Source organism: Agromyces sp. NPDC060279 (assembly GCF_042726785.1).
Taxonomy (GTDB): domain Bacteria; phylum Actinomycetota; class Actinomycetes; order Actinomycetales; family Microbacteriaceae; genus Agromyces.
Genome location: NZ_JBHXBK010000007.1, coordinates 40,177 through 59,415, shown reverse-complemented (window position 1 = coordinate 59,415; position 19,239 = coordinate 40,177). Strand labels below are relative to the sequence as shown.

At 73.7% G+C, this 19,239-nt stretch carries 16 protein-coding genes; 8 read left to right on the top strand and 8 right to left on the bottom strand.

Features of this window, described 5'->3' with window-relative positions; genetic code table 11:
• The first annotated feature begins 41 nt into the window (after positions 1-41).
• From ACFWE1_RS15810 to ACFWE1_RS15800, 3 genes are all read left to right on the top strand, one after another.
• A complete protein-coding gene (locus ACFWE1_RS15810) occupies positions 42-1,205 on the top strand; it encodes a glycoside hydrolase family 1 protein (protein ID WP_376934364.1) in 1,164 nt (387 codons plus the stop codon).
• A 144-nt stretch (positions 1,206-1,349) separates the two neighbouring features.
• A complete protein-coding gene (locus tag ACFWE1_RS15805) occupies positions 1,350-2,822 on the top strand; it encodes a peptide MFS transporter (protein ID WP_376934363.1) in 1,473 nt (490 codons plus the stop codon).
• Positions 2,823-2,851: 29 nt separating this feature from the next.
• A complete protein-coding gene (locus ACFWE1_RS15800; RefSeq protein ID WP_376934362.1) occupies positions 2,852-3,571 on the top strand; it encodes a polyprenol monophosphomannose synthase in 720 nt (239 codons plus the stop codon).
• A 78-nt stretch (positions 3,572-3,649) separates the two neighbouring features.
• Here the strand turns inward: ACFWE1_RS15800 and ACFWE1_RS15795 are convergent, their stop codons facing one another.
• Together ACFWE1_RS15795 and ACFWE1_RS15790 are read right to left on the bottom strand one after the other, a co-directional pair.
• Positions 3,650-5,236 carry a carboxylesterase/lipase family protein gene (locus ACFWE1_RS15795; protein ID WP_376934361.1) on the bottom strand — a complete coding sequence of 529 codons (1,587 nt, stop codon included), beginning with the start codon at positions 5,234-5,236 and terminating at the stop codon, positions 3,650-3,652.
• Between the two features lie 9 nt (positions 5,237-5,245).
• Positions 5,246-6,556 carry an MFS transporter gene (locus ACFWE1_RS15790; protein WP_376934360.1) on the bottom strand — a complete coding sequence of 437 codons (1,311 nt, stop codon included), beginning with the start codon at positions 6,554-6,556 and terminating at the stop codon, positions 5,246-5,248.
• Positions 6,557-6,715: 159 nt separating this feature from the next.
• On the opposite strand from ACFWE1_RS15790, the gene ACFWE1_RS15785 reads away from it, so the two are divergent.
• The gene (locus tag ACFWE1_RS15785; protein ID WP_376934359.1) at positions 6,716-7,996 is read left to right on the top strand and encodes an alpha/beta fold hydrolase; all 1,281 of its coding nucleotides are present in this window, start codon (positions 6,716-6,718) and stop codon (positions 7,994-7,996) included.
• A 30-nt stretch (positions 7,997-8,026) separates the two neighbouring features.
• Here the strand turns inward: ACFWE1_RS15785 and ACFWE1_RS15780 are convergent, their stop codons facing one another.
• From ACFWE1_RS15780 to ACFWE1_RS15760, 5 genes are all read right to left on the bottom strand, one after another.
• Positions 8,027-9,139 carry an FtsX-like permease family protein gene (locus ACFWE1_RS15780; protein WP_376934358.1) on the bottom strand — a complete coding sequence of 371 codons (1,113 nt, stop codon included), beginning with the start codon at positions 9,137-9,139 and terminating at the stop codon, positions 8,027-8,029.
• Positions 9,136-9,789: an ABC transporter ATP-binding protein gene (locus ACFWE1_RS15775; RefSeq protein WP_376934357.1), complete on the bottom strand. Its 654-nt coding sequence runs from the start codon at positions 9,787-9,789 to the stop codon at positions 9,136-9,138. Before ACFWE1_RS15775 ends, ACFWE1_RS15780 begins: the two co-directional genes overlap by 4 nt.
• Entirely contained in the window at positions 9,786-10,898 is a 1,113-nt protein-coding gene (locus ACFWE1_RS15770) for a peptidoglycan-binding protein (protein ID WP_376934356.1), read from the bottom strand. The genes ACFWE1_RS15775 and ACFWE1_RS15770 overlap by 4 nt, the downstream gene beginning before the upstream one ends.
• A gap of 163 nt (positions 10,899-11,061) precedes the next feature.
• Complete coding sequence (locus ACFWE1_RS15765) at positions 11,062-12,276, bottom strand: ROK family protein (RefSeq protein WP_376934355.1); 1,215 nt, start codon at positions 12,274-12,276, stop codon at positions 11,062-11,064.
• Entirely contained in the window at positions 12,273-12,869 is a 597-nt protein-coding gene (locus ACFWE1_RS15760; RefSeq protein WP_376934354.1) for a TetR/AcrR family transcriptional regulator, read from the bottom strand. The genes ACFWE1_RS15765 and ACFWE1_RS15760 overlap by 4 nt, the downstream gene beginning before the upstream one ends.
• Positions 12,870-12,961: 92 nt before the next feature.
• On the opposite strand from ACFWE1_RS15760, the gene ACFWE1_RS15755 reads away from it, so the two are divergent.
• From ACFWE1_RS15755 to ACFWE1_RS15740, 4 genes are all read left to right on the top strand, one after another.
• A complete protein-coding gene (locus tag ACFWE1_RS15755) occupies positions 12,962-14,284 on the top strand; it encodes an MFS transporter (protein ID WP_376934353.1) in 1,323 nt (440 codons plus the stop codon).
• Positions 14,281-15,033 (top strand): phosphatase PAP2 family protein, encoded by a 753-nt coding sequence (locus tag ACFWE1_RS15750; RefSeq protein WP_376934352.1) that lies wholly within the window; start codon positions 14,281-14,283, stop codon positions 15,031-15,033. The genes ACFWE1_RS15755 and ACFWE1_RS15750 overlap by 4 nt, the downstream gene beginning before the upstream one ends.
• Complete coding sequence (locus ACFWE1_RS15745) at positions 15,030-17,312, top strand: glycoside hydrolase family 3 C-terminal domain-containing protein (RefSeq protein WP_376934351.1); 2,283 nt, start codon at positions 15,030-15,032, stop codon at positions 17,310-17,312. Before ACFWE1_RS15750 ends, ACFWE1_RS15745 begins: the two co-directional genes overlap by 4 nt.
• A gap of 177 nt (positions 17,313-17,489) precedes the next feature.
• Complete coding sequence (locus ACFWE1_RS15740) at positions 17,490-18,083, top strand: DUF4190 domain-containing protein (RefSeq protein WP_376934350.1); 594 nt, start codon at positions 17,490-17,492, stop codon at positions 18,081-18,083.
• A gap of 73 nt (positions 18,084-18,156) precedes the next feature.
• On the opposite strand, the gene ACFWE1_RS15735 is transcribed toward ACFWE1_RS15740, so the two are convergent.
• Positions 18,157-19,191, bottom strand: coding sequence for an NAD(P)-dependent alcohol dehydrogenase (locus ACFWE1_RS15735; RefSeq protein ID WP_376934349.1), 1,035 nt, complete (start codon positions 19,189-19,191; stop codon positions 18,157-18,159).
• Between the last annotated feature and the right edge of the window lie 48 nt (positions 19,192-19,239).

Sequence of the window (19,239 nt, the reverse complement as noted above, 5' to 3'; positions counted from 1 at the left end):
CCGACCCGACCGACTCGACCGACTCAGGAGACCAGCACCGTATGACGAACCCCGCCTTCCCCGACGGCTTCCTCTGGGGCGCCGCGACCGCGGCCCACCAGGTGGAGGGCAACAACGTGAACTCGGACTGGTGGCAGCGCGAGCACGGGCACCTGCCCGGTCCGCCCGTCGCCGAGCCCTCGGGCGACGCGGCCGACAGCTTCCACCGCTACCCGGAGGACATGGCGCTGCTCGCCGACGCCGGGCTGAACACCTACCGCTTCAGCATCGAGTGGGCCAGGATCGAGCCCGAGCGCGGCTTCGTCTCGCGGGCCATGCTCGACCACTACCGGCGCATGGTCGACACGGCCCGCTCGCTCGGGCTCGAGCCCTCGGTGACACTGCACCACTTCACGAACCCGATCTGGTTCGCGCGCGAGGGCGGCTGGCTCACGGATGCCTCGGTCGAGCACTTCGCCCGCTTCGTGGAGGCGGCGCTGCCGATCCTCGACGACGTCGCGCACGTCTGCACGATCAACGAGCCGAACATGGTCTCGGTGCTCGCCGACCCCGCTGTCGGCTTTCCCTCGGTCGGGCTGCCGCCGGGCGTGCCGGAGGTGACCGAGCGGCTCATCGCGGCGCACCGCCGCGCGGTCGAGCTCGTGCGCGGCGCCGGCGCGAAGGCCGGCTGGACGGTCGCGACGCAGGCGTACCAGCCCGAGCCCGGGGCGGAGCAGGTGGCCGCCGACTACGGCCGCTCTCGCGAGGACGTGTTCCTCGACGCGGCCGCTGGCGACGACTGGGTCGGCGTGCAGGCGTACACCCGCACGAAGATCGGGCCGGAGGGGCCGCTGCCGATCCCCGAGGGCGCGGAGCGCACCCTCACCGGCTGGGAGTACTACCCGCCGGCGGTCGGCGACGGCATCCGCAACGCCTGGGCGCGCAGCGGCGTGCCCGTCTACGTGACGGAGAACGGCATCGCGACCGCCGACGACGCGCGCCGCATCGACTACACGCGGGGCGCGCTCGAGGCGGTCGCCGGATGCCTCGCCGACGGTGTCGACGTGCGCGGCTACCTGCACTGGTCGGCCCTCGACAACTACGAGTGGGGCAGCTTCGCCCCCACCTTCGGCCTGATCGGCTGGGACCGCGAGACCTTCGAGCGGCACCCCAAGCCGAGCCTGGCGTGGCTCGGCGAGGTCGCCCGCACCGGCCGCCTCGCCTGACCCGACGCCCCGGCCGCGAACACCGCGCCCCCGACTTGCCCGACTTTCATGAAAGTCGGGCAAGTCGGAATCCACCCCCAGGGTTGCCCGACTTTCATGAAAGTCGGGCAAGTCGGAAACTGGGGCGGGAGTAGGGTGAGCGGCATGGGGGATCAGCGAGCGACGAGCGAGCCCGACGCCCGGAACGACCACGGCTTCTTCGGACAGCCGCGGGCGCTCGCGAACATCTTCGGCGTCGAGATGTGGGAGCGGTTCAGCTTCTACGGCATGCAGGGCATCCTGCTCATCTACCTCTACTACTCGGTCGCCGACGGCGGCCTCGGGCTCCCGGAGGCCTCCGCCGCGGGCATCGTCGGCGCCTACGGCGGCGGCGTCTACCTCTCGACGATCCTCGGCGCCTGGATCGCCGACCGCCTGCTCGGCAGCGAGCGGGTGCTGTTCTTCAGCGCCATCGTCATCATGGCGGGCCACCTCGCCCTCGCCCTGCTGCCGGGCTTCCTCGGCGTCGGCGTCGGACTCGTGCTCGTCGCCTTCGGCTCCGGCGGCCTCAAGGCGAACGCCACGAGCGTCGTCGGCACGCTCTACGCCCCCGACGACGTGCGCCGCGACGCCGGCTTCTCGATCTTCTACCTCGGCATCAACCTCGGCGGCTTCCTCGGCCCGATCCTCACCGGGCTGCTGCAGTCGACCCTCGGCTTCCACTGGGGCTTCGGGCTCGCCGCGGCGGGCATGGCCATCGGGCTCGTGCAGTACTCCTTCGGCCGCAAGCGACTGCCGGCCGAGGCATCCGCCGTACCGAACCCGCTTCCCCGCGGCCGCATCGGCCTCGTGATCGGCATCGCCGTCACGGGCGTCGTCGTCATCACGGTGCTCGTCGAGACCGGGCTCATCACCGCCGAGAACCTCGTCGTCTGGGTGATCGGCACGACGATCGTCGCCGCGGTCGCGTACTTCGCGGTCATCCTGTCGAGCCGGCGCATCACGGCGGTCGAGCGCAGCCGGGTCGTCGGCTTCATCCCGCTGTTCATCGCGAGCGTTGCGTTCTGGTCGCTGTACCAGCAGCAGTTCACCGTGCTGACGATCTACAGCGACAAGCAGCTGAACCGCGACCTCTTCGGCTGGGAGATGCCCGTGTCGTGGGTGCAGTCGATCAACCCGATCTTCATCATCGTGCTCTCCGGCGTCTTCGCCGCGATCTGGACGAAGCTCGGCGCCCGCCAGCCGTCGACGCCAGTGAAGTTCGCGCTCGGCACGGTGATCATGGGCGTCGGGTTCCTGCTGTTCATCCCCTTCGCGGGCGGCGGCCCGAACTCGACCCCGCTGCTCGCGATCATCGGCATCCTGTTCGTGTTCACCGTCGCCGAGCTGCTGCTCTCGCCCGTCGGGCTGTCGGTCACGACGAAGCTCGCGCCTGAGGTGTTCCACACCCAGATGGTGGCGCTGTTCTTCCTCTCCGTCGCGCTCGGCACCGCGATCTCGGGCCGGCTCGCGGAGTTCTACTCCGCCGAGACCGAGGTGGGCTACTTCGGCGTGCTCGGCGGCATCGCGATCGTGCTGGGGCTCGCGCTCGCGGTCGGCAGCCGGGGCGTGCTGCGGCTCATGCGCGGCGTGCGCTGAGCGGGCACCGAGCGGTTACGATTCGAGGGATGCCCAGCCCGCTCGTGGTGATCCCCACGTACAACGAACGTGAGAACCTCGCCGCGATCGTCGGCCGGGTGCTCGCGGCGGAGCCCGCCGCCGCGGTGCTCGTCGTCGACGACGCCTCGCCCGACGGCACCGGGGGGCTCGCCGACGAGCTCGCCGCCGCCGACGAGCGGGTGCTCGTGCGGCACCGCGCCGGCAAGGAGGGTCTCGGCGCCGCCTACCTCGACGCCTTCGCCTGGGCGCTCGAGGCGGGGTACGACCCGATCGTGCAGATGGATGCCGACGGCTCGCACCTGCCCGAGCAGCTCGACGGCCTGCTCGCGCCGCTCGGCGAGGGCGCCGATCTCGTCATCGGCTCGCGCTGGATCCCGGGCGGCCGGATCGAGAACTGGCCCAGGTACCGCGAACTGCTCTCCCGCGGCGGCAGCGCCTACGCGCGCTGGGTGCTGCGGCTGCCGACCCGCGATGCGACGGCGGGGTACCGGGCGTTCCGGGCGGAGGGCCTCCGTCGGATGCGCCTCGACGAGGTGCACACGAAGGGCTACGGCTTCCAGGTCGACATGCTGTGGCACGCGCACGAGGCTGGGCTCCAGGTCGTCGAGGTGCCCGTGACGTTCGTCGAGCGCGAGCTCGGGCGCTCGAAGATGAGTGTCGGGATCGTGCTCGAGGCGATGCTGCGGGTCACCGGCTGGGGCCTCGCCGCCCGCTTCCGCCGGCGCTGAGGGCGCAGGGCGGGCGGACCGGGCCGGGCGGGCGGACCGGGCCGGGCGGGCGGACCGGGCCCAGCGGGCGGTGCGGGGTCAGCGGAGCGGGCCGACGGAGGCGTAGGCGTCGGGCTGCACGCGGGAGGGCACGTCCCACACCTTCGCCGCCGGGCCCGGCCCGTGCGCCGCCGGCCAGCCCGGGTCGCCCGTGCCGATGAAGGCGACGGCGGCCGCGTGCAGCTCGTCGGCGAGCGCCTGCGGCGGGTTCGGGCCGGCGAGCGGCACCATCGCCGGCCCGTCGAGGCAGTCGAAGAAGAACGGCACGTCGAGGCAGTGCTCGGCGAAGCCGAAGGTGCCGGAGGGCCACGAGAAGCGGTACAGCCAGGTGCCGGCCGAGGCATCCGCGCCCGCCGAAGTCGAGGCGGCGCCGGCCTCGCGCGCCTCGACGACGCGCAGCGCGGCGGTGCGGAACATCCGGTCGCTGAGGAAGCGCCCGGCGATCCGCGCGGTGCCCTTCGCGGCGACGTCGGCGTTGGCCCGCAGGTAGGGCTTGAGGCGCTCCTTCGGCAGGCCGAGCTTCTTCAGCAGCAGCGACTTCGGCACCCAGCGCAGCTTCTTCTCGGCCTCCGTGAAGGCCATCGTGAACTCGTCGTCGGTCGCGCCGAGCACGAGCGGGATGCCGCGGCCGACCCCCGCGGCCAGCGACTCCAGCGTGGGGCGCTCGATGAGCTCGCCGTCGACCGCGGGGCCGAGCGGCAGGCCGTCCTCGATGATCGAGCCGAGCGAGTCGGGGCCGAGCTCGGTCGCCTGCTTCTGCAGTTCGAGCACGCGCTCCTCGGGCAGGCCGCCGAAGCCCGCCCGGGTGGGCTCGACGCCGGCCTGCTCGGCGAGCGCCCGGCCGAAGGCCTCGGCCCGTGAGGTGGCGACGTCGGCGAGCGCCGCCGACAGGGCGTAGGCCCCGTGGAACAGGCGCTGCGCCGCCGGCATGCCGAGGAGGGTGAGCACCGCGCCGCCGCCGGCCGACTGCCCGGCGATCGTCACCCGCCCGGGGTCGCCGCCGAACGCGGCGATGTTCCGCTGCACCCACTCGAGGGCGAGCAGCCAGTCGCGTACGCCGCGGTTCGACGGGGCATCCGCGATCCAGCCGAAGCCGTCGAAGCCGAGCCGGTAGGAGATCGTGACGGTGACGACCCCGTCGCGGTTGAAGCTGCGGCCGTCGTACCAGGGGCTCGCGGGGGAGCCGGCGAAGTAGCCGCCGCCGTGGATCCACACGAGCACGGGGAGCCCGGCCTCGCCCTGCGCGGGTGCGACCGGCGACGGGGTGAAGACGTTCACGTTGAGCGTGGACTCGCCCGGCACGCTCGGCTCCGGGATGAGCGTCACGCCGGGGTCGCCGCGCTGCGCCGTCGGCGCGAACTCCAGCGCGTCGAGCGTGCCGGTCCACGGCGCCTTCGGCACGGGCGCCGCGAAGCGCAGCTCGCCGGCGGGCGGTTCCGCGAAGGGGATGCCGAGGAACGCCGCCGAGCGCTCGGCGCCCCCGCCCCCGCTCGCGTCGCTCGTGCGGCGAACCGTCGGGCGCCACCGCCCGCGCACCCGTCCGGCGAGGGTGTCGACCTCCACGAACTCGGCGGTGTCGATGGCGGATGCCGATGGGCGGGGCTCGGTGGCGGGGGTGTGCGACATGCAGTGCTCCTAACGCACGCTCTTGATGGGGGCGGTGGCGATCGCAGCGATGATGACGAATACGATGCCGAAGACGAAGAGCATCGGGTAGCCCCCGAGCACGCCGATGATGGTGCCGGCGACCGCGGCGCTCATCGCCTGCGGGATGTTCGTCGCGATGTTCAGGATGCCGAGGTCCTTGCCCGCGGCCGCGCCGTCGCCCGGCAGCACCTCGCTCATGAGCGCGGCGTCGACCGACATGTAGAGCCCGAAGCCGATGCCGTTGATGACGGCCATCGCGATCATGCCGGTCATGTTCGGCATGAGGAGCGGCATGGTGAAGCCCGCGACCATGATGACCGAGGCGACGTAGATGAACACCTTGCGCCGGCCGATCTTGTCGCTCCACCAGCCGGAGAGCGCGATGGCCACGAGCGTGGGCACGAGCGAGACGAGCGTGAGCGTCACGGTCGCCCCGGCGGCGCCCTCGAGCGACATGCCGATGTAGTCGGTGAGGATGTAGAGCTGGAAGGCGGCGACGACGAAGTAGCCGAGCATGAGCAGGAAGCGCGCCGCGAACGCCCAGGCGAAGTCCGGGTGCTGCCGCGGGCTCACCCAGAAGCCGCCGAGGAAGCGCCTCCAGCTCCACGGCTCGATGGCCGCGTCCTTCGAGGACCAGTCGCGGTCGATGAGCACGTAGACCACGGTGACGACGATGATCGCGACGCCGAACGCCGAGTAGCCGACGCCGAAGTTCGTCGCGAACTGGCCGGCGATCATCACGCCGATGGTCATGCCGAGCTGCGTGCCGATGCCGAACATCGCGCTCGCGGCGCCGCGCTTGTCGCGCGGGAAACGGTCGGGCGTGATCGCCGACAGCGGGCCCTGGAGGGCGTTCAGCGAGACCTGGATCAGCACCCAGAAGATCGTCACCCAGAGGATCGAGTCGAGCATGCCGAGGCCGAACAGCAGGATGCCGCCGATGAGCGCGCCGCCCACCATCCACGGGGCGCGGCGGCCGAAGCGGGTGCGGGTGCGGTCGCTGATGGCGCCGACGATCGGCTGGGCGAAGAGGGTGAAGACGAAGGAGACGGTCGAGACGATCGCGAGGTTCGCGACCTTGTTCGCCTCGTCGATCATCGCGACCTGGATGGGCAGGAGGATCGCGATGAGCCCGCCGTAGGTCGCGAAGAGGGTGAGGGCCACGAGCAGGATGCCCGGGAGGGTGCGCCGCGTCGGCGGCGGGCTCGCGGGCGGGTCGCCCGGCACGGGCTCGGTGGCGGAGATGGCGCCCGTGGGGGCGAGCTCCGCGGCGGGGTCGATCGGGGGCTGCATGGACATGGGGCTCCTCATCGTCGAGTGGGCCGGTGCGGGTGGGGTGAGGCAGAGGCTGAATCCCGAGCGCCGTTCGGAATCCGTGGCACCAGTGTGCCGCGCGCGACGCAAAACTTCAAGTCTCGAATTATGTGCGTGCGGGTCGCGATCTGCGAGGATCGCCGCGTGAGTCAGAACGCGACCGACGGGGAGACCGGGCCCGCCGCGGCGACCGGCCGGCCGCGGCGCGCATCGGAGCGAGCGGCCCGACGTCGTCGCGCTCGCCTGCTCGTCGCGGCCTACGTGCTCGGCATCGTCGCGACGCTCACGGCGGCGGAGGCCCTGCGCACGCTGGGCGACGCGGCGGAACGCCCCGGCCTCGCCGCGTTCTACGCCGCGCCCGCTGCGGCCGAGCTCACGGGCGCGCCCGGCACGATCATCCGGAGCGAGCCGCTCGCCGGCGTCCCCCTCGCGAGCCGCGGCTGGCGCATCATGTACCGCTCGACCGACCTTCACGGAACCCCGATCGCCGTCACGGGCATCGTGGTCACCCCGCTCCGCCCGGTCATGGGCGAGCGCACGGTGCTCGCCTGGGGGCATCCGACCACCGGCACCTCGCCCGACTGCGCGCCGTCCCGCAGCGACGACCCGTTCCTCGGTATCGAGGGGCTGCGCCTGATGCTCGATCGCGGCTACACGGTCGTGGCCACGGACTACGCCGGAATGGGCACCGAGGGACCCGACTCGTACCTCGTCGGGGTCACCGCCGCGCACTCCGTGCTCGACGGCGTGCGCGCGGCGCAGGCGATCGAGGCGGCGGCGGCTGGCGACCGCGTCGTGCTCTGGGGGCACTCCCAAGGCGGACAGGCGGTGCTCTTCGCCGCCGAACAGGCGTCCGCCTACGCCCCGGAGCTCGAGATCGCCGCCGTCGCGGCCGCCGCGCCGGCGGCCGACCTCACCGCCCTCATGGGCTCGCACCTCGACGACCTCTCGGGCGTCACGATCGGGTCCTACGCCTTCGCCGCGTACGCCGACGTGTACGGTCCGACCATGCCCGGCGCCGAGCTCGACACGGTGCTCACCCCGGAGGCGATCGCACAGCTCCCGGAGATGAACCGGCTGTGCCTCCTGCCAGAGCTCGATCGGCTGCACGCGATCGCCGAGCCGCTCGTCGGCGACTTCTTCGCGCACGACCCGACGGCCATCGAGCCCTGGGCCGGTCTCCTCGAGGAGAACTCCGCCGGACGCACCGCGATCGACGTCCCCCTCTTCGTCGCGCAGGGAGCCGACGACCGGCTCGTGCTGCCCGCGGACACCGCCGAGTTCGTCGCCCGCGAGCGGTCGCTCGGCGTCGACGTCACCGAGACCGTCGTGCCGGGCGCCACGCACTCCACGATCGCCTATCTCGCGCTCCCGGCGCTCGACGCCTGGCTCGACCGAGTCGAACAGCGGGCCTCGGGCGGGTGAACCCGGTCGGCAGCGCAACGGCCCGGGCCGCTACGGCACCCTGAGCTCCGCGATCGGCTCGCGCCGCGCCGCGGACAGGGCGGGCAGGAGCGCGGCCAGCGTCGCGACGAGCACCCCGAGGACGTCGACGCCGATCAGGTACGCGAACTCGGGGACCGGATCGCCGGAGAGCCAGAGCACCGCCGCGGCGACCGCCGAGCCGACGGCGGCGCCCGCGGTCGCGGTGATCGCCGTCTGCGTCGTCACGAGGGCGACGATCAGCCGCTGCGAGGCGCCGAGGGCGCGTCGCCGGCCGAAGTCCTTGCGGCGGAGCATCACCATGCCGAACAGCAGCACGGCGACGAGGAGCGCGCTGCCGCCCAGGATGCCGAGCGTGAGCGCGCGTCCGTGCGCCCCGAGCTGCCCCCCGACGAGCCCGCGGAGGGTTGCGAGCGCCTCGCTGCTGCGGATCTCGACGGTGTCCGGATCGGTGACGTCGAGCAGCGTGCGGACGGTGTCGGTCACGGGCGCCACGAGCTCGGGCCGCGTCGCGATCACGACGAGTGCGCCGACCGGCGCCGCCCGCTCCGCCCCCGACTGCGGGGCGATGACGAGCGGTTCGAGGAACGCGAGGTGCTCGGGCGTCCCGATGCGTCCGGCGATCGCGTAGGAGGTGCCGCCGCGCACGGCGATGCCGCCGGCGGCCTCCGCCATGCCCAGCTGCGCCAGCGCTGCGTCGGAGGCGTACGCCGCCTCGCCGAGCGCGACCCCGGGCTGCGCCGACAGCCCGAGCCCGGCCCAGTCGTCGCTCCAGGCCCGGCGCAGCGCGACCGGGGCGCCGTCGGGGAATGCGGTGTTGCGCGCATCCTCGGAGAGCCCGAACGCTCCCGCCCACTCGATGCCGTCGATGTGGGCGAGGCGGTCGAGCACCGAGACGTCGAGCCCCGCGTCGGGCTCGGCGCGGACGACGATGGCGCGGGTGCCCGTCGAGTCGATCGAGGCGACGACCTGCTGCTCGGCCGCGACCGTGCGGCCCGAGGTGAGGAGCACCGCCGCGCACATCCCGGCGACCATGACGAAGCCGAGCACGGACCCGACCGGCTGGGCGAGGGCCGAGACGAGCGCCTCCCGCAGCAGCGCGCGCGCCCGCCGGACGGCGTTCACAGGACCAGTTCCCGGTCGCACCGGCCGACGAGCGCCGGATCGTGCGTCACCACGACGACCGCCGCCCCGCGAGCGGCCTGCTCGCGCAGCGCGGTGAACACGACCTCGCTCGACGCGGGGTCGAGGTTGCCCGTCGGCTCGTCGGCGAGCACGATCCGCGGGTCGCCGAGGAGCGCCCGGCACAGCGCGATGCGCTGCGCCTGCCCGCCAGAGACCTGGCCGGGCCTCGCGTCGGCGCGGAGCGCCACCCCGAACCGTTCGAGCAGCTCGTGCGCCCGGTGCCGGGACCGCCGGCGGTCGTCGCCGCGGTACAGGGCGGTCTCGAGCACGTTGTCGAGCACGGTGCGGGTGGTATCGAGCGCGGCGTCCTGGAAGACGAAGCCGAACCGGGCGGCGCGATGGGCGGCGCGCTCGCGATCGGGGCGGGACTGCATCGGCTCGCCGTCGAGCAGCACCTCGCCCGCCGTCGGGCGCAGCATGAGCCCGAGCAGGTAGAGCACCGTGGACTTGCCGCGGCCGGACGGCCCGGTCACGGCGACGAGCTCGCCCCGGTGGAACGTCGCCGACCAGTCGTCGAGCAGCGGGGTCGCCGGCTCGTAGCGGAAGGAGACGCGTTCGGCGCAGAGCACCGCCCGCGGAGGCCGGCTCATCCCTCGGCCGCCGGGTCGCCGCCCTCGGGTGCGGGGACGCGGACGCGGAGCCCCGCGTCGACCCCCTCGACGACGGCCATGCCGCGCGCGGCCGCCACGACCTCGACGGGATGCCTGCGGCCGCGCTCGTCGACGACCGCCACGGTGCCGTCGGCCGCGGAACCGAGTGCCGCGACCGGGACGACGAGGCCCCGCACCGTCTCGGCGGTCACGACGGTGGACGGCAGCGGAGTGTCGCCGCGTGCGGACAGCGCGCCGCAGCCCGCGCCGCAGATGGATGCGCCGTCGGCCCCGCCGAGCACGAGCGCGAGCTGGTCGTCGGCTTCGCCGGAGGGGAGCTGCTCGGCGACGACCGCCTGCCAGCTCGCACCGTCGGGCGCCTGGATCGCCACGGCGGTGCCGGGCGGCATCGACGCCGCCTGGGAGCGCCCGACCGGGATCACGAACTGCGGTTCGGCGGGAAGCGTGGAGACCACCGCCTCGCCGCCGACCAGCCCGGCACCCGGGCGGACGAGCTCGTCGTCGAGGGAGATGCGGCCCGGCAGCTCCGGCACGAAGACGAGGTCGCCGGCCTGCACGACGCCGTCGGCCGGTACGCCGAGCGACTCCTGCCAGCGCTTCACCGCCGCCTCGGTGAGCGGGCCGAACTCGCCGTCGACGAGGCCGTCGTACTGGCCGAGCTCGGCGAGCAGTTGCTGCAGCTGCTGCACGTCGGCGCCCTCGCTCGCCAGAGTGAGCGGGCGGAACGCTGGCACCGCGCCGGTCGCGACGACGACCGGACGGAGGTCGACCGAGTACAGCTCGGCGCCGTCGCCCACCTCGTCTCCGGGGCCCACCGCGACCGAGGTGACGGTGCCCGCCGCGCGGTTCGTGCCCGCCGGCGTCTGCGGCCACGACGCCACGGTCGTCAGCTGCACCGAGGAGCCGACCTCGCCGGCGACCACTTCGACGTGCGTGGAGCCGCTGGTGGCGAGCGCATCGCTCGGCGGGACGAAGACGGCCGAGACGGACCAGCCGACGAGGGCGCCCGCGCCGAGCAGCAGTGCGGCGACGACGAGACGCGCCGGCCAGCGCGCGGTCGTGTGCGGTGGTCGATTCCGTTCCATCATGCTGTGCACCCGTTCATCGTGGTATCCCGATGCATCGAGCGTACGCGAACCAGCCGACATCCATCGCCGGAAGTCCAGAGCGTATCCACCTCTGGCGGGGAACAGCGCGGGGTCGGCGGCCCCGGTGGAGGCATCCCGAGCCGCAGCCCCGGGCTGCGGGTCCTCAGTCGCGGGCGAGCGCCGCCGGATCGGCGAGGAGCCGCGCCACCGCGGTGCGCTCGGCGCCGACGAGCGCCGCATCCGCGCCGAGGCGGCTGCCGAGCACCCGAGGCGGGGTCAGGTACCGCCCGTCGATGCCGGGCTGGATGGCCGCGAGCGCCTCGCCGAGCTCGTCGGCCAGCTCGGCCAGGTAGCCGCCGAGCACGATCACCGTCGGATCGATCGCCATGACCAGGATCTGCAGCGCCCGGGCCAGTTCGGCGCGACCGCTCCGCCAGGCCGCGACCGCGCGGGGCTCCTCGGCCCGGATGCGGTCGACGAAGACGCGGAGCGCCGCGGTGAGGCCCGCCTCGCGGGCGAGCGCGTCGAGTCCGGCGGCGGCGAGGAGGACGTCGGGGCCGGCGACCGTGACGAGGCATCCGCGCTGCCCGCAGCCGCAGGCCGCGCCCTCGGGGACGACCGGCAGGTGGCCGAGCGCGCCCGCGATGTGGTGGCTGCCGTCGAGCGGGGCGCCGTCGACGACGATCGCGCCGCCGATGCCCGAGTCGCTCTTCAGGTACAGCAGTTCCGCCGGGCGTCCCGTGTCGAGGTGCTCGGCGACCGCGGCCACGGCCGTGTCGGCGAGCAGGCGCAGCCGCCCGGCGCGGGCGAGCGCGGCGATCGTGGGCGAGCGCTCGGCGAGGAGTGCGAGCAGATCGACCGTGCCCCAGTCGAGATCGGTGTCGGCCAGCACGACGGCGGGGTCCCCGCCGACCGGGGCCCAGGCGACGACGGATGCCTCGGCGATCCGGCGCCCGGCCGGCTCGAGCTCGGCGAGCAGCTCGCCGACGACGGCCGCGGCGACGTCCGCCACCCGGGCCGGGTCGCCCATCGGTCGGCCGTGCCGGCGTTCGGCGCGGTGCAGGCGCTCGCCGCGCAGGGAGGAGGCGACGGCGACCGCGCGGTCGGCGTCGATCAGCACGGTGAGGATCGCGAGGTGGTCGCCGCTCAGCTCGAGGAGCGTGCGCGGGCGGCCCTTGCCCGTCGGGGCGATCGATGCGGTCTCGCGCACGAGCCCGTCGTGCTCCAGGCGCCGCACGAGGGCGGTCACCGATCCGCGCGCGAGGCCCGTCGCGGTCGCGAGCTCGCTGCGGCTCGCGCTGCCGAGCGCCGCGAGCCGGCCGGCGACGAGCGCCAGGTTGTGCCGGCCGACGTCGGCGCTCGCGAGCGACCCGGTCATTCCGCGGCCGGCGGCTTCAGCGACGCGAGCAGGTACTCGATGTGATCGCCCATGTCGATCGAGGGGTCCATCAACCACTGGGTCTGCAGCCCGTCGGCGGCGGCGAGGAGCAGGCTCGCGATCTTCTCCGGGTCGAGGTCGGCGCGGAGCGTGCCGTCTGCCTGGCCCTCGCGGATGCTCTCCACCGACATCTCGCGGAACATCCGGAACCGCTCCGTGAAGAAGGGGCGGGCGGCGTGGTCGGCCTCGGTGGCCTCCGCCGACAGCCGGGCGTAGAGCTGCACGAGCCCGGGCACGTCGGCGTTGTGGCGCATCACCTGGACGAAGCCGTCCATCATGCTGAGCTCGTGGTCGGCGTCGGCGGCCTCGAGGACCTCGCGGTCGACCTCGTCGCGCTTGCGCAGGATCTCCGCGAAGAGCTCCTCCTTCGAGGAGAAGTAGTGCAGCAGGCCGGCCTGGCTGAGGCCGACGGCGTCGGCGAGCTCGCGCACGGAGGCGCGCCCGTAGCCGTTGCGGGCGATGACGTCGAGCGCGGCGGTGAGGATCTCCTCGCGCTTCGCGATGCCCTTCGCGTACGAACCCCTGCGTGCCATACGTGAATCGTAGTCGCTTGCAGAGCAAAACCGAGTGGCGTATGGTTTTCGCACCGCCTCGATGACGAGGCCTCCTGGAAGGACTTCCCCCGATGACGATGTCGTCCGCTCCGCAGCCCGCCGCCGAGTCCCGACCCGACGATCCCGAATCCCTCGAAGCCGCCGCCTTCGTCGAGGAGGCCGCCGGCAACGAGGACCCGCCCGCCCCGATCACGGGCGTCGGCCGGCTCCTCGGCTGGATCATCCCCGCGAACCTCGGCATCTTCCTGATCTGGGGCGCCGTCCCCGGCATCCTCCTGCCGCGCCAGGTCGAGCTCACCTTCGGCAGCGCCGACAAGGTCGCGAACCTCGCGATCGTCATGACCATCGGCGCGTTCTGCGCGATGATCGCCCAGCCCATCGCCGGGCAGATCTCCGACCGCACCCGCTCCCGCTTCGGCCGCCGCGCCCCCTGGATCTTCCTCGGCGCCCTGGCCGGCGGCCTCTCGCTCGTCGGCCTCGCCTTCGCCGACTCGCTCGTCGGCGTCGTCATCGCCTGGACCCTCGTGCAGATCACCTACAACTTCGCGCAGGGCCCGCTCAGCGCGGTCATGCCCGACCGCGTGCCGCTGAAGCGCCGCGGCACCTTCGCCGCGCTCTCCGGCATCGGGCTCATGGTCGGCGCGCTCGGCGGCCAGGTCGTCGGCTCGATGTTCTACGACAGCCTCACGGCCGGGTACTTCACCTTCGCCGCGATCGCGATCGTCGTGCTCACGCTCTTCATCGTGTTCAACCCCGATCACTCCTCGAAGGACCTCCCCGTCGAGCCGTTCAAGCTCGGCGACTTCCTGCGCACCTTCTGGGTGAACCCGGTCAAGCACCCCGACTTCTTCTGGGCGTTCACCGGGCGGCTGCTGCTCTACACGGGCTACTTCGCCGTGACCGGCTATCAGCTGTTCCTGCTCACCGACTACTTCGGCGTCGAGCGTCCGCAGGACGTCATCCCGCTGCTCGGCCTGATCAGCCTCGCCGGCATCCTCATCGCGACGGTCGTCTCGGGGCCGCTCTCCGACAAGCTCGGCCGCCGCAAGATCTTCGTCTTCGCCTCCTCGGTCGTCACCGGACTCGCCTTCCTGCTGCCGTGGGTCTGGCCCGACGTCACCGCGTGGATGATCATGATCTTCATCTCGGGCCTCGGCTTCGGCATGTTCCAGGCCGTCGACACCGCGCTCATGAGCGAGGTGCTGCCCTCGGCGAAGTCCTTCGCGAAGGACCTCGGCGTCGTCAACATCGCCGCGACCCTGCCGCAGACGCTCGCCCCCGGCGTCGCCGGCGCGATCGTGCTCGCCTTCGGCTTCGCCGGCCTGTTCCCGGTGGCGATCGTCCTCTCCGTGCTCGGCGCCTTCGCCGTCTGGCCGATCAGGGCCGTGCGATGACGGCGGATGCCTCGAGGTCCCGTCGCCCCCGGGTGCTGCTCGTCGCCGGGCTCGCCGGCCTGGCCGTGTTCGTCGCGTTCGCCTTCGCGGTGGCCGCGAACGTCGAGCAGCCCTTCACGCAGCCCTTCGACGACGCCTGGCGGGCGTTCGTCGGCCTCGCCCCCGGCACGGGCGGCGAGACGTGGGCGCTGCCGATGTTCTTCCAGTACCTCGGCGAGCTTCCCGGCGCGGTGCTCACGATCCTGCTCATCCCGATCTGGCTCTTCGTCGTGCGGCGCTGGCGCTCGGCGCTGTTCTTCCTCGCGGCCGAGTTCGGCGGCACCCTCCTCGTGTCGCAGCTGGTGAAGAACCTCGTCGACCGCCCGCGCCCGGCCGACGACGTCGCGGCGAACCTCTTCGGGCCGCTGTTCCAGGTCGACCACGGCTCGTTCCCCTCCGGGCACTCGGTCAGCGCCGGCATCCTGCTCGTCGGCGTCGCCGCGCTGCTGCCCGTCGCGAAGCGGCGCTGGTGGTGGCTCGTCGGCGGCCTGATCGCCGTCGGCATGGTGTGGCAGCGCACGCTCATCAACGCGCACTGGTTCTCGGACGCCGTCGTCGGCGTCATCGGCGGCGCCTCCGCGACGCTCGTGCTCTGGTGGGCCTTCGCGACGCTGCTGCAGCGCGACTACGGCAAGCCCCTCTTCCGCCGGGCCGATCCGGCACCGCTCGACGCCCGGCCGGCGTCACCCTACGAAGGAGCATCGGTATGACCGACACCATCGACCAGGCCGCCGAGTTCACCGCGCGCGACGCGGCGGAGCTCGTGGCGGGACTCACGCTCGAGGAGAAGGCGTCGCTCACGAGCGGCGCGAGCTTCTGGAGCACGAAGGCGGTCGAGCGGGCCGGCATTCCGTCCATCGTGCTGACCGACGGCCCGCACGGCGTGCGCCTGCAGCGCGGCTCCAGCGACCACCTCGGCCTCGCCGACAGCGTGCCGGCGACCTGCTTCCCGCCGGCCGTCGCCCTCGGCTCCGCGTGGGACCCCGAGCTCGCCGAGCGGGTCGGCCGCGCCCTCGGCGAGGAGGCGCGGGCCGAGGGCGTCGGTGTCCTCCTCGGGCCGGGCATCAACATCAAGCGCTCGCCGCTGTGCGGGCGCAACTTCGAGTACCTCTCCGAGGACCCGATCGTCTCGGGCGTGCTCGGCGCGGCGCTCGTCCGCGGCCTGCAGTCGCAGGGCGTCGGCGCCTCGCTGAAGCACTTCGCCGCGAACAACCAGGAGTTCGACCGCATGCGCGCGTCGAGCGACGTCGACCCGCGTCCGCTGCGCGAGATCTACCTGCGCGGCTTCCAGCGGGTCGTCGAGGACGCCCAGCCGTGGACCGTGATGTGCTCCTACAACCGCATCAACGGGGTGTTCGCGAGCGAGGACCCGTGGCTGCTCACGAAGGTGCTGCGCGAGGAGTGGGGTTTCGAGGGGCTCGTCGTCAGCGACTGGGGCGCCGTGAACGACCGGGTCGCGGGCCTGCCCGCCGGGCTCGATCTCGAGATGCCGTCCTCCGACGGCCGCACGGACGCGCAGCTCGTCGAGGCCGTGCGGGAGGGCCGGCTCGCCGAGTCCGCGCTCGACCTCGCGGCCGAGCGCGCCGTGCGGCTCGCGCAGCGGGCGGTCGCCGGGGCGGACGCGGATGCCTCGTACGACGTCGATGCCCATCACGCCCTCGCCCGCGAGGCCGCGGCCCGCGGCGTTGTGCTGCTGAAGAACGAGGGCGTGCTGCCGCTCGCTCCCGGCGCCCGGGTCGCCGTCGTCGGCGAGTTCGCCCGCACCCCGCGCTACCAGGGCGCCGGCTCCTCGCTGATCAACCCGACCCGGCTCGACACCGCGCTCGAGGAGATCGGCCGGCTCGCCGGCGCGGCCCCCGTGTTCGCCCCGGGCTTCACGCTCGACGCGAAGGCCGCCGCCGACCCCGCGCTCCTCGCCGAGGCCGTCGCCGCGGCCGAGGGCGCCGAGGTCGTGCTCGCCTTCCTGGGCCTGCCGGCCGCGGCCGAGTCGGAGGGCTTCGACCGCGAGCACCTGCGTCTCCCCGAGGCGCAGCTCGAGCTGCTCGCAGCCGTGCGCGCCGCGAACCCGAACGTCGTCGTCGTGCTCGCGAACGGCGGCGTCGTCGAGCTGCCGTTCGCCGAAGAGGTCCCGGCCGTCGTCGAGGGCTGGCTCGGCGGGCAGGCGGGCGGCGGCGGCGTCGCCGACGTGCTCTACGGGGTGGTGAACCCCTCGGGCCGCCTCACCGAGACGATCCCGCTGCGACTCGCGGACACCCCCGCCTACCTCGACTTCCCGGGCGAGTTCGGGCACGTCCGCTACGGCGAGGGGCTCTTCGTGGGCTACCGCTGGTACGACGCGCGCGACGCGGCCGTGCACTTCCCCTTCGGACACGGCCTCTCCTACACCTCCTTCGCCTACTCGGCGCTCGAGGTGTCGGCCGACGCCGACGGCATCGCCGCCCGCGTCACGGTGACGAACACGGGCGAGCGCGACGGCCGCGAGGTGGTGCAGCTCTACACCGGGCTCGCCGGCTCGGCCGTGCAGCGGGCGCACCGTGAGCTGAAGGCCTTCGCCTCGGTCGAGCTCGCGGCCGGGGAGTCTCGGGTGGTCGAGCTCGCGGTGCGTCGCAAGGACCTCGCCTACTGGGACGTCCGGGTCGACCGCTGGGTCGTCGAGGGCGGCGAGTACCTCGTCGCCGTCGGCGCCTCGAGCCGCGACCTCCGGGTCGAGGCCGGGGTCGTCGTCGAGGGCGACGCCGTGCGGCTGCCGCTGACGATGGAGTCCTCGATCGGCGATCTGATGGGCGACCCGGTCGCCGGCCCGATCGTCGCGCAGGCGCTCGGCGGCCTCTTCGGCGGTGACCCGACGATGGCGGCGATGGCCGACGACGAGGGCATGGCGAAGATGATGGCCTCGTTCCCGATCGGCCGGCTCGTCGGCTTCCCGGGCATCCCGGTGACGCGCGAGCAGATCGAGCAGCTGCTGCAGGCGGCGAACGCCGGGCGCTGATCCGGTCGCACGGCGTGCGGATGCCTCGGGCGCGGGCCGCCCGAGGCATCCGCCGTGCCGGGCGTCGCGGCTGATCGCGGCGCGGAGACTGGCCCGCCGTCACCGAGTGGCGCTACCATCGGCGGGTCGGGGGGGCGACACTCCCCGGACCATGTCCGCGACTCGGAGGAGCCCACCATGACCGACCCCAACACCCCGCAGGGCGAGCCGCCGCAGCCGGCCGAGCCCGCCGTCCCGGTCGAGCCCGCCGCCGCGCCCGCCGAGCCCGCCGCGGCTCCCGCGGAGCCCGTGGCTCCCGCCGAGCCGGCAGCTCCCGCCGCACCGGCGTACGAGGCGCCCGCCGCCCCGGCTGCCGAGCCCGCCGCTCCGGCCTACGCCGCACCGCCCGCACCGCCGGCCTACGGCACCCCGCAGGGGCAGCCCGGTTACGGCGCTCCGGGCCAGCCGGCCTACGCGCCCGCCCCGGCCGGCGACACCTTCCCGGGCAAGGGCCTCGGCATCGCCGGCCTGATCCTCGCGATCTTCATGCCGCTCATCGGCCTCATCCTGAGCATCGTGGCGAACTCGCAGTCGAAGAAGGCGGGCCACAAGAACGGCCCGGCGAAGGCCGGCATCATCGTCGGTTCGATCCTGCTGGCGCTCGGCATCATCGTGACGATCATCGCCATCGTGATCGCCGTCGCGGCCGCGGGCAGCCTCGGCGCCGCCTGCGCCGAGCTCGGCTCGGGCGTGTGGCAGCTCGACGACGGCACCGTCATCACCTGCAACTGATCGCGCAGCAGCGCTCGCACGCGGATGCCCCGGGGCCCGTCGGCCCCGGGGCATCCGTCGTTCCGGAGCGCGCTCAGGGCACGACGACCGCGCGACCCCGGAGCGTGCCCTCGTGCAGCCGGCGGTACGCCTCCGGCGCCTCGTCGAGCGAGAAGCGCTCGGTCTCGATCTTGACGAGCCCGGCGCGGGCCAGCTCGAAGACCTCGAACAGCTCGGCGCGCGAGCCCCAGTACGGCGCCCGCACCGTCGAGTCGTAGGGCGAGGCGAGCAGGCCCGCCGGCACCGCGCCCGCGCCGACCCCGACGAGCACCTGGTCGCCCTCGACCGCGAGCATGGCGTGCCCGGCGTCGATGGTCGGCTGGATGGCGACGAAGTCGAACACCGCCGTCGCGCCCTTGCCGCCCGTGAGCTCCTTCACGCGCTCGGCGGCCTCGGCGTCCGAGGGGAACACGTGGTGCGCGCCGACCTCGGTGGCCAGCCGCAGCTTGTCCTGGCTCACGTCGAGCGCCACCACCGTCGCCGGCGAGAGCGCGCGGAGCAGCTGGATCGCGACGTGGCCGAGGCCGCCCGCGCCGATGACGACGGCGGTCGTGCCGGGCACGAGCTTCGGCAGCGACATCTTGATCGCGTGGTACGGGGTGAGGCCCGCGTCGGTCAGCGCGACGTGCTCGACGGGGTCGAGGTCGCCGAGCGGCAGCAGGAAGCGGGCGTCCGGCACCACGAGGTACTCGGCCATCGCACCGGGCGCACCGAGCCCGGGCGGGCGGATGCCGAGCTCCGCGGCGCGCTCGCAGTAGTTCTCCTTGCCCTGCGCGCACTGCACGCAGCGGCCGCAGCCCTGCGGCCCGTAGACGGCGACGGCCTCGCCCACCTCGACGCCGGTGACGCCCTCGCCGAGCTTGTCCACGATGCCCGCGCCCTCGTGGCCGAGGGTGAGCGGCAGGCCGTAGACGTACTGCTCCTCGTTCAGCCCCATGATGAAGCTGTCCGAGTGGCAGGCGCCGGCGGCCGTGACCCGGATCCGCACCTCGCCCGGACCCGGCTCCGGCGTCTCGATCTCGACGATCTCGGGGGCGGCCCCGATCGTGCGGTACTGCAGCGCTTTCATGTGCACGGACTCCTCGGCTCGATTCCGGCCCGCCCAGCTGCGGGCTCA

Excerpts from the sequence above, each read along its gene's own strand:
- ACFWE1_RS15810 (WP_376934364.1), top strand. The coding sequence starts at position 42 with ATGACGAACCCCGCCTTCCCCGACGGCTTCCTCTGGGGCGCCGCGACC.
- ACFWE1_RS15805 (WP_376934363.1), top strand. The coding sequence starts at position 1,350 with ATGGGGGATCAGCGAGCGACGAGCGAGCCCGACGCCCGGAACGACCAC.
- ACFWE1_RS15800 (WP_376934362.1), top strand. The coding sequence starts at position 2,852 with ATGCCCAGCCCGCTCGTGGTGATCCCCACGTACAACGAACGTGAGAAC.
- ACFWE1_RS15795 (WP_376934361.1), bottom strand. The coding sequence starts at position 5,236 with ATGTCGCACACCCCCGCCACCGAGCCCCGCCCATCGGCATCCGCCATC.
- ACFWE1_RS15790 (WP_376934360.1), bottom strand. The coding sequence starts at position 6,556 with ATGTCCATGCAGCCCCCGATCGACCCCGCCGCGGAGCTCGCCCCCACG.
- ACFWE1_RS15775 (WP_376934357.1), bottom strand. The coding sequence starts at position 9,789 with ATGAGCCGGCCTCCGCGGGCGGTGCTCTGCGCCGAACGCGTCTCCTTC.
- ACFWE1_RS15770 (WP_376934356.1), bottom strand. The coding sequence starts at position 10,898 with ATGATGGAACGGAATCGACCACCGCACACGACCGCGCGCTGGCCGGCG.
- ACFWE1_RS15765 (WP_376934355.1), bottom strand. The coding sequence starts at position 12,276 with ATGACCGGGTCGCTCGCGAGCGCCGACGTCGGCCGGCACAACCTGGCG.
- ACFWE1_RS15760 (WP_376934354.1), bottom strand. The coding sequence starts at position 12,869 with ATGGCACGCAGGGGTTCGTACGCGAAGGGCATCGCGAAGCGCGAGGAG.
- ACFWE1_RS15755 (WP_376934353.1), top strand. The coding sequence starts at position 12,962 with ATGACGATGTCGTCCGCTCCGCAGCCCGCCGCCGAGTCCCGACCCGAC.
- ACFWE1_RS15750 (WP_376934352.1), top strand. The coding sequence starts at position 14,281 with ATGACGGCGGATGCCTCGAGGTCCCGTCGCCCCCGGGTGCTGCTCGTC.
- ACFWE1_RS15745 (WP_376934351.1), top strand. The coding sequence starts at position 15,030 with ATGACCGACACCATCGACCAGGCCGCCGAGTTCACCGCGCGCGACGCG.
- ACFWE1_RS15740 (WP_376934350.1), top strand. The coding sequence starts at position 17,490 with ATGACCGACCCCAACACCCCGCAGGGCGAGCCGCCGCAGCCGGCCGAG.
- ACFWE1_RS15735 (WP_376934349.1), bottom strand. The coding sequence starts at position 19,191 with ATGAAAGCGCTGCAGTACCGCACGATCGGGGCCGCCCCCGAGATCGTC.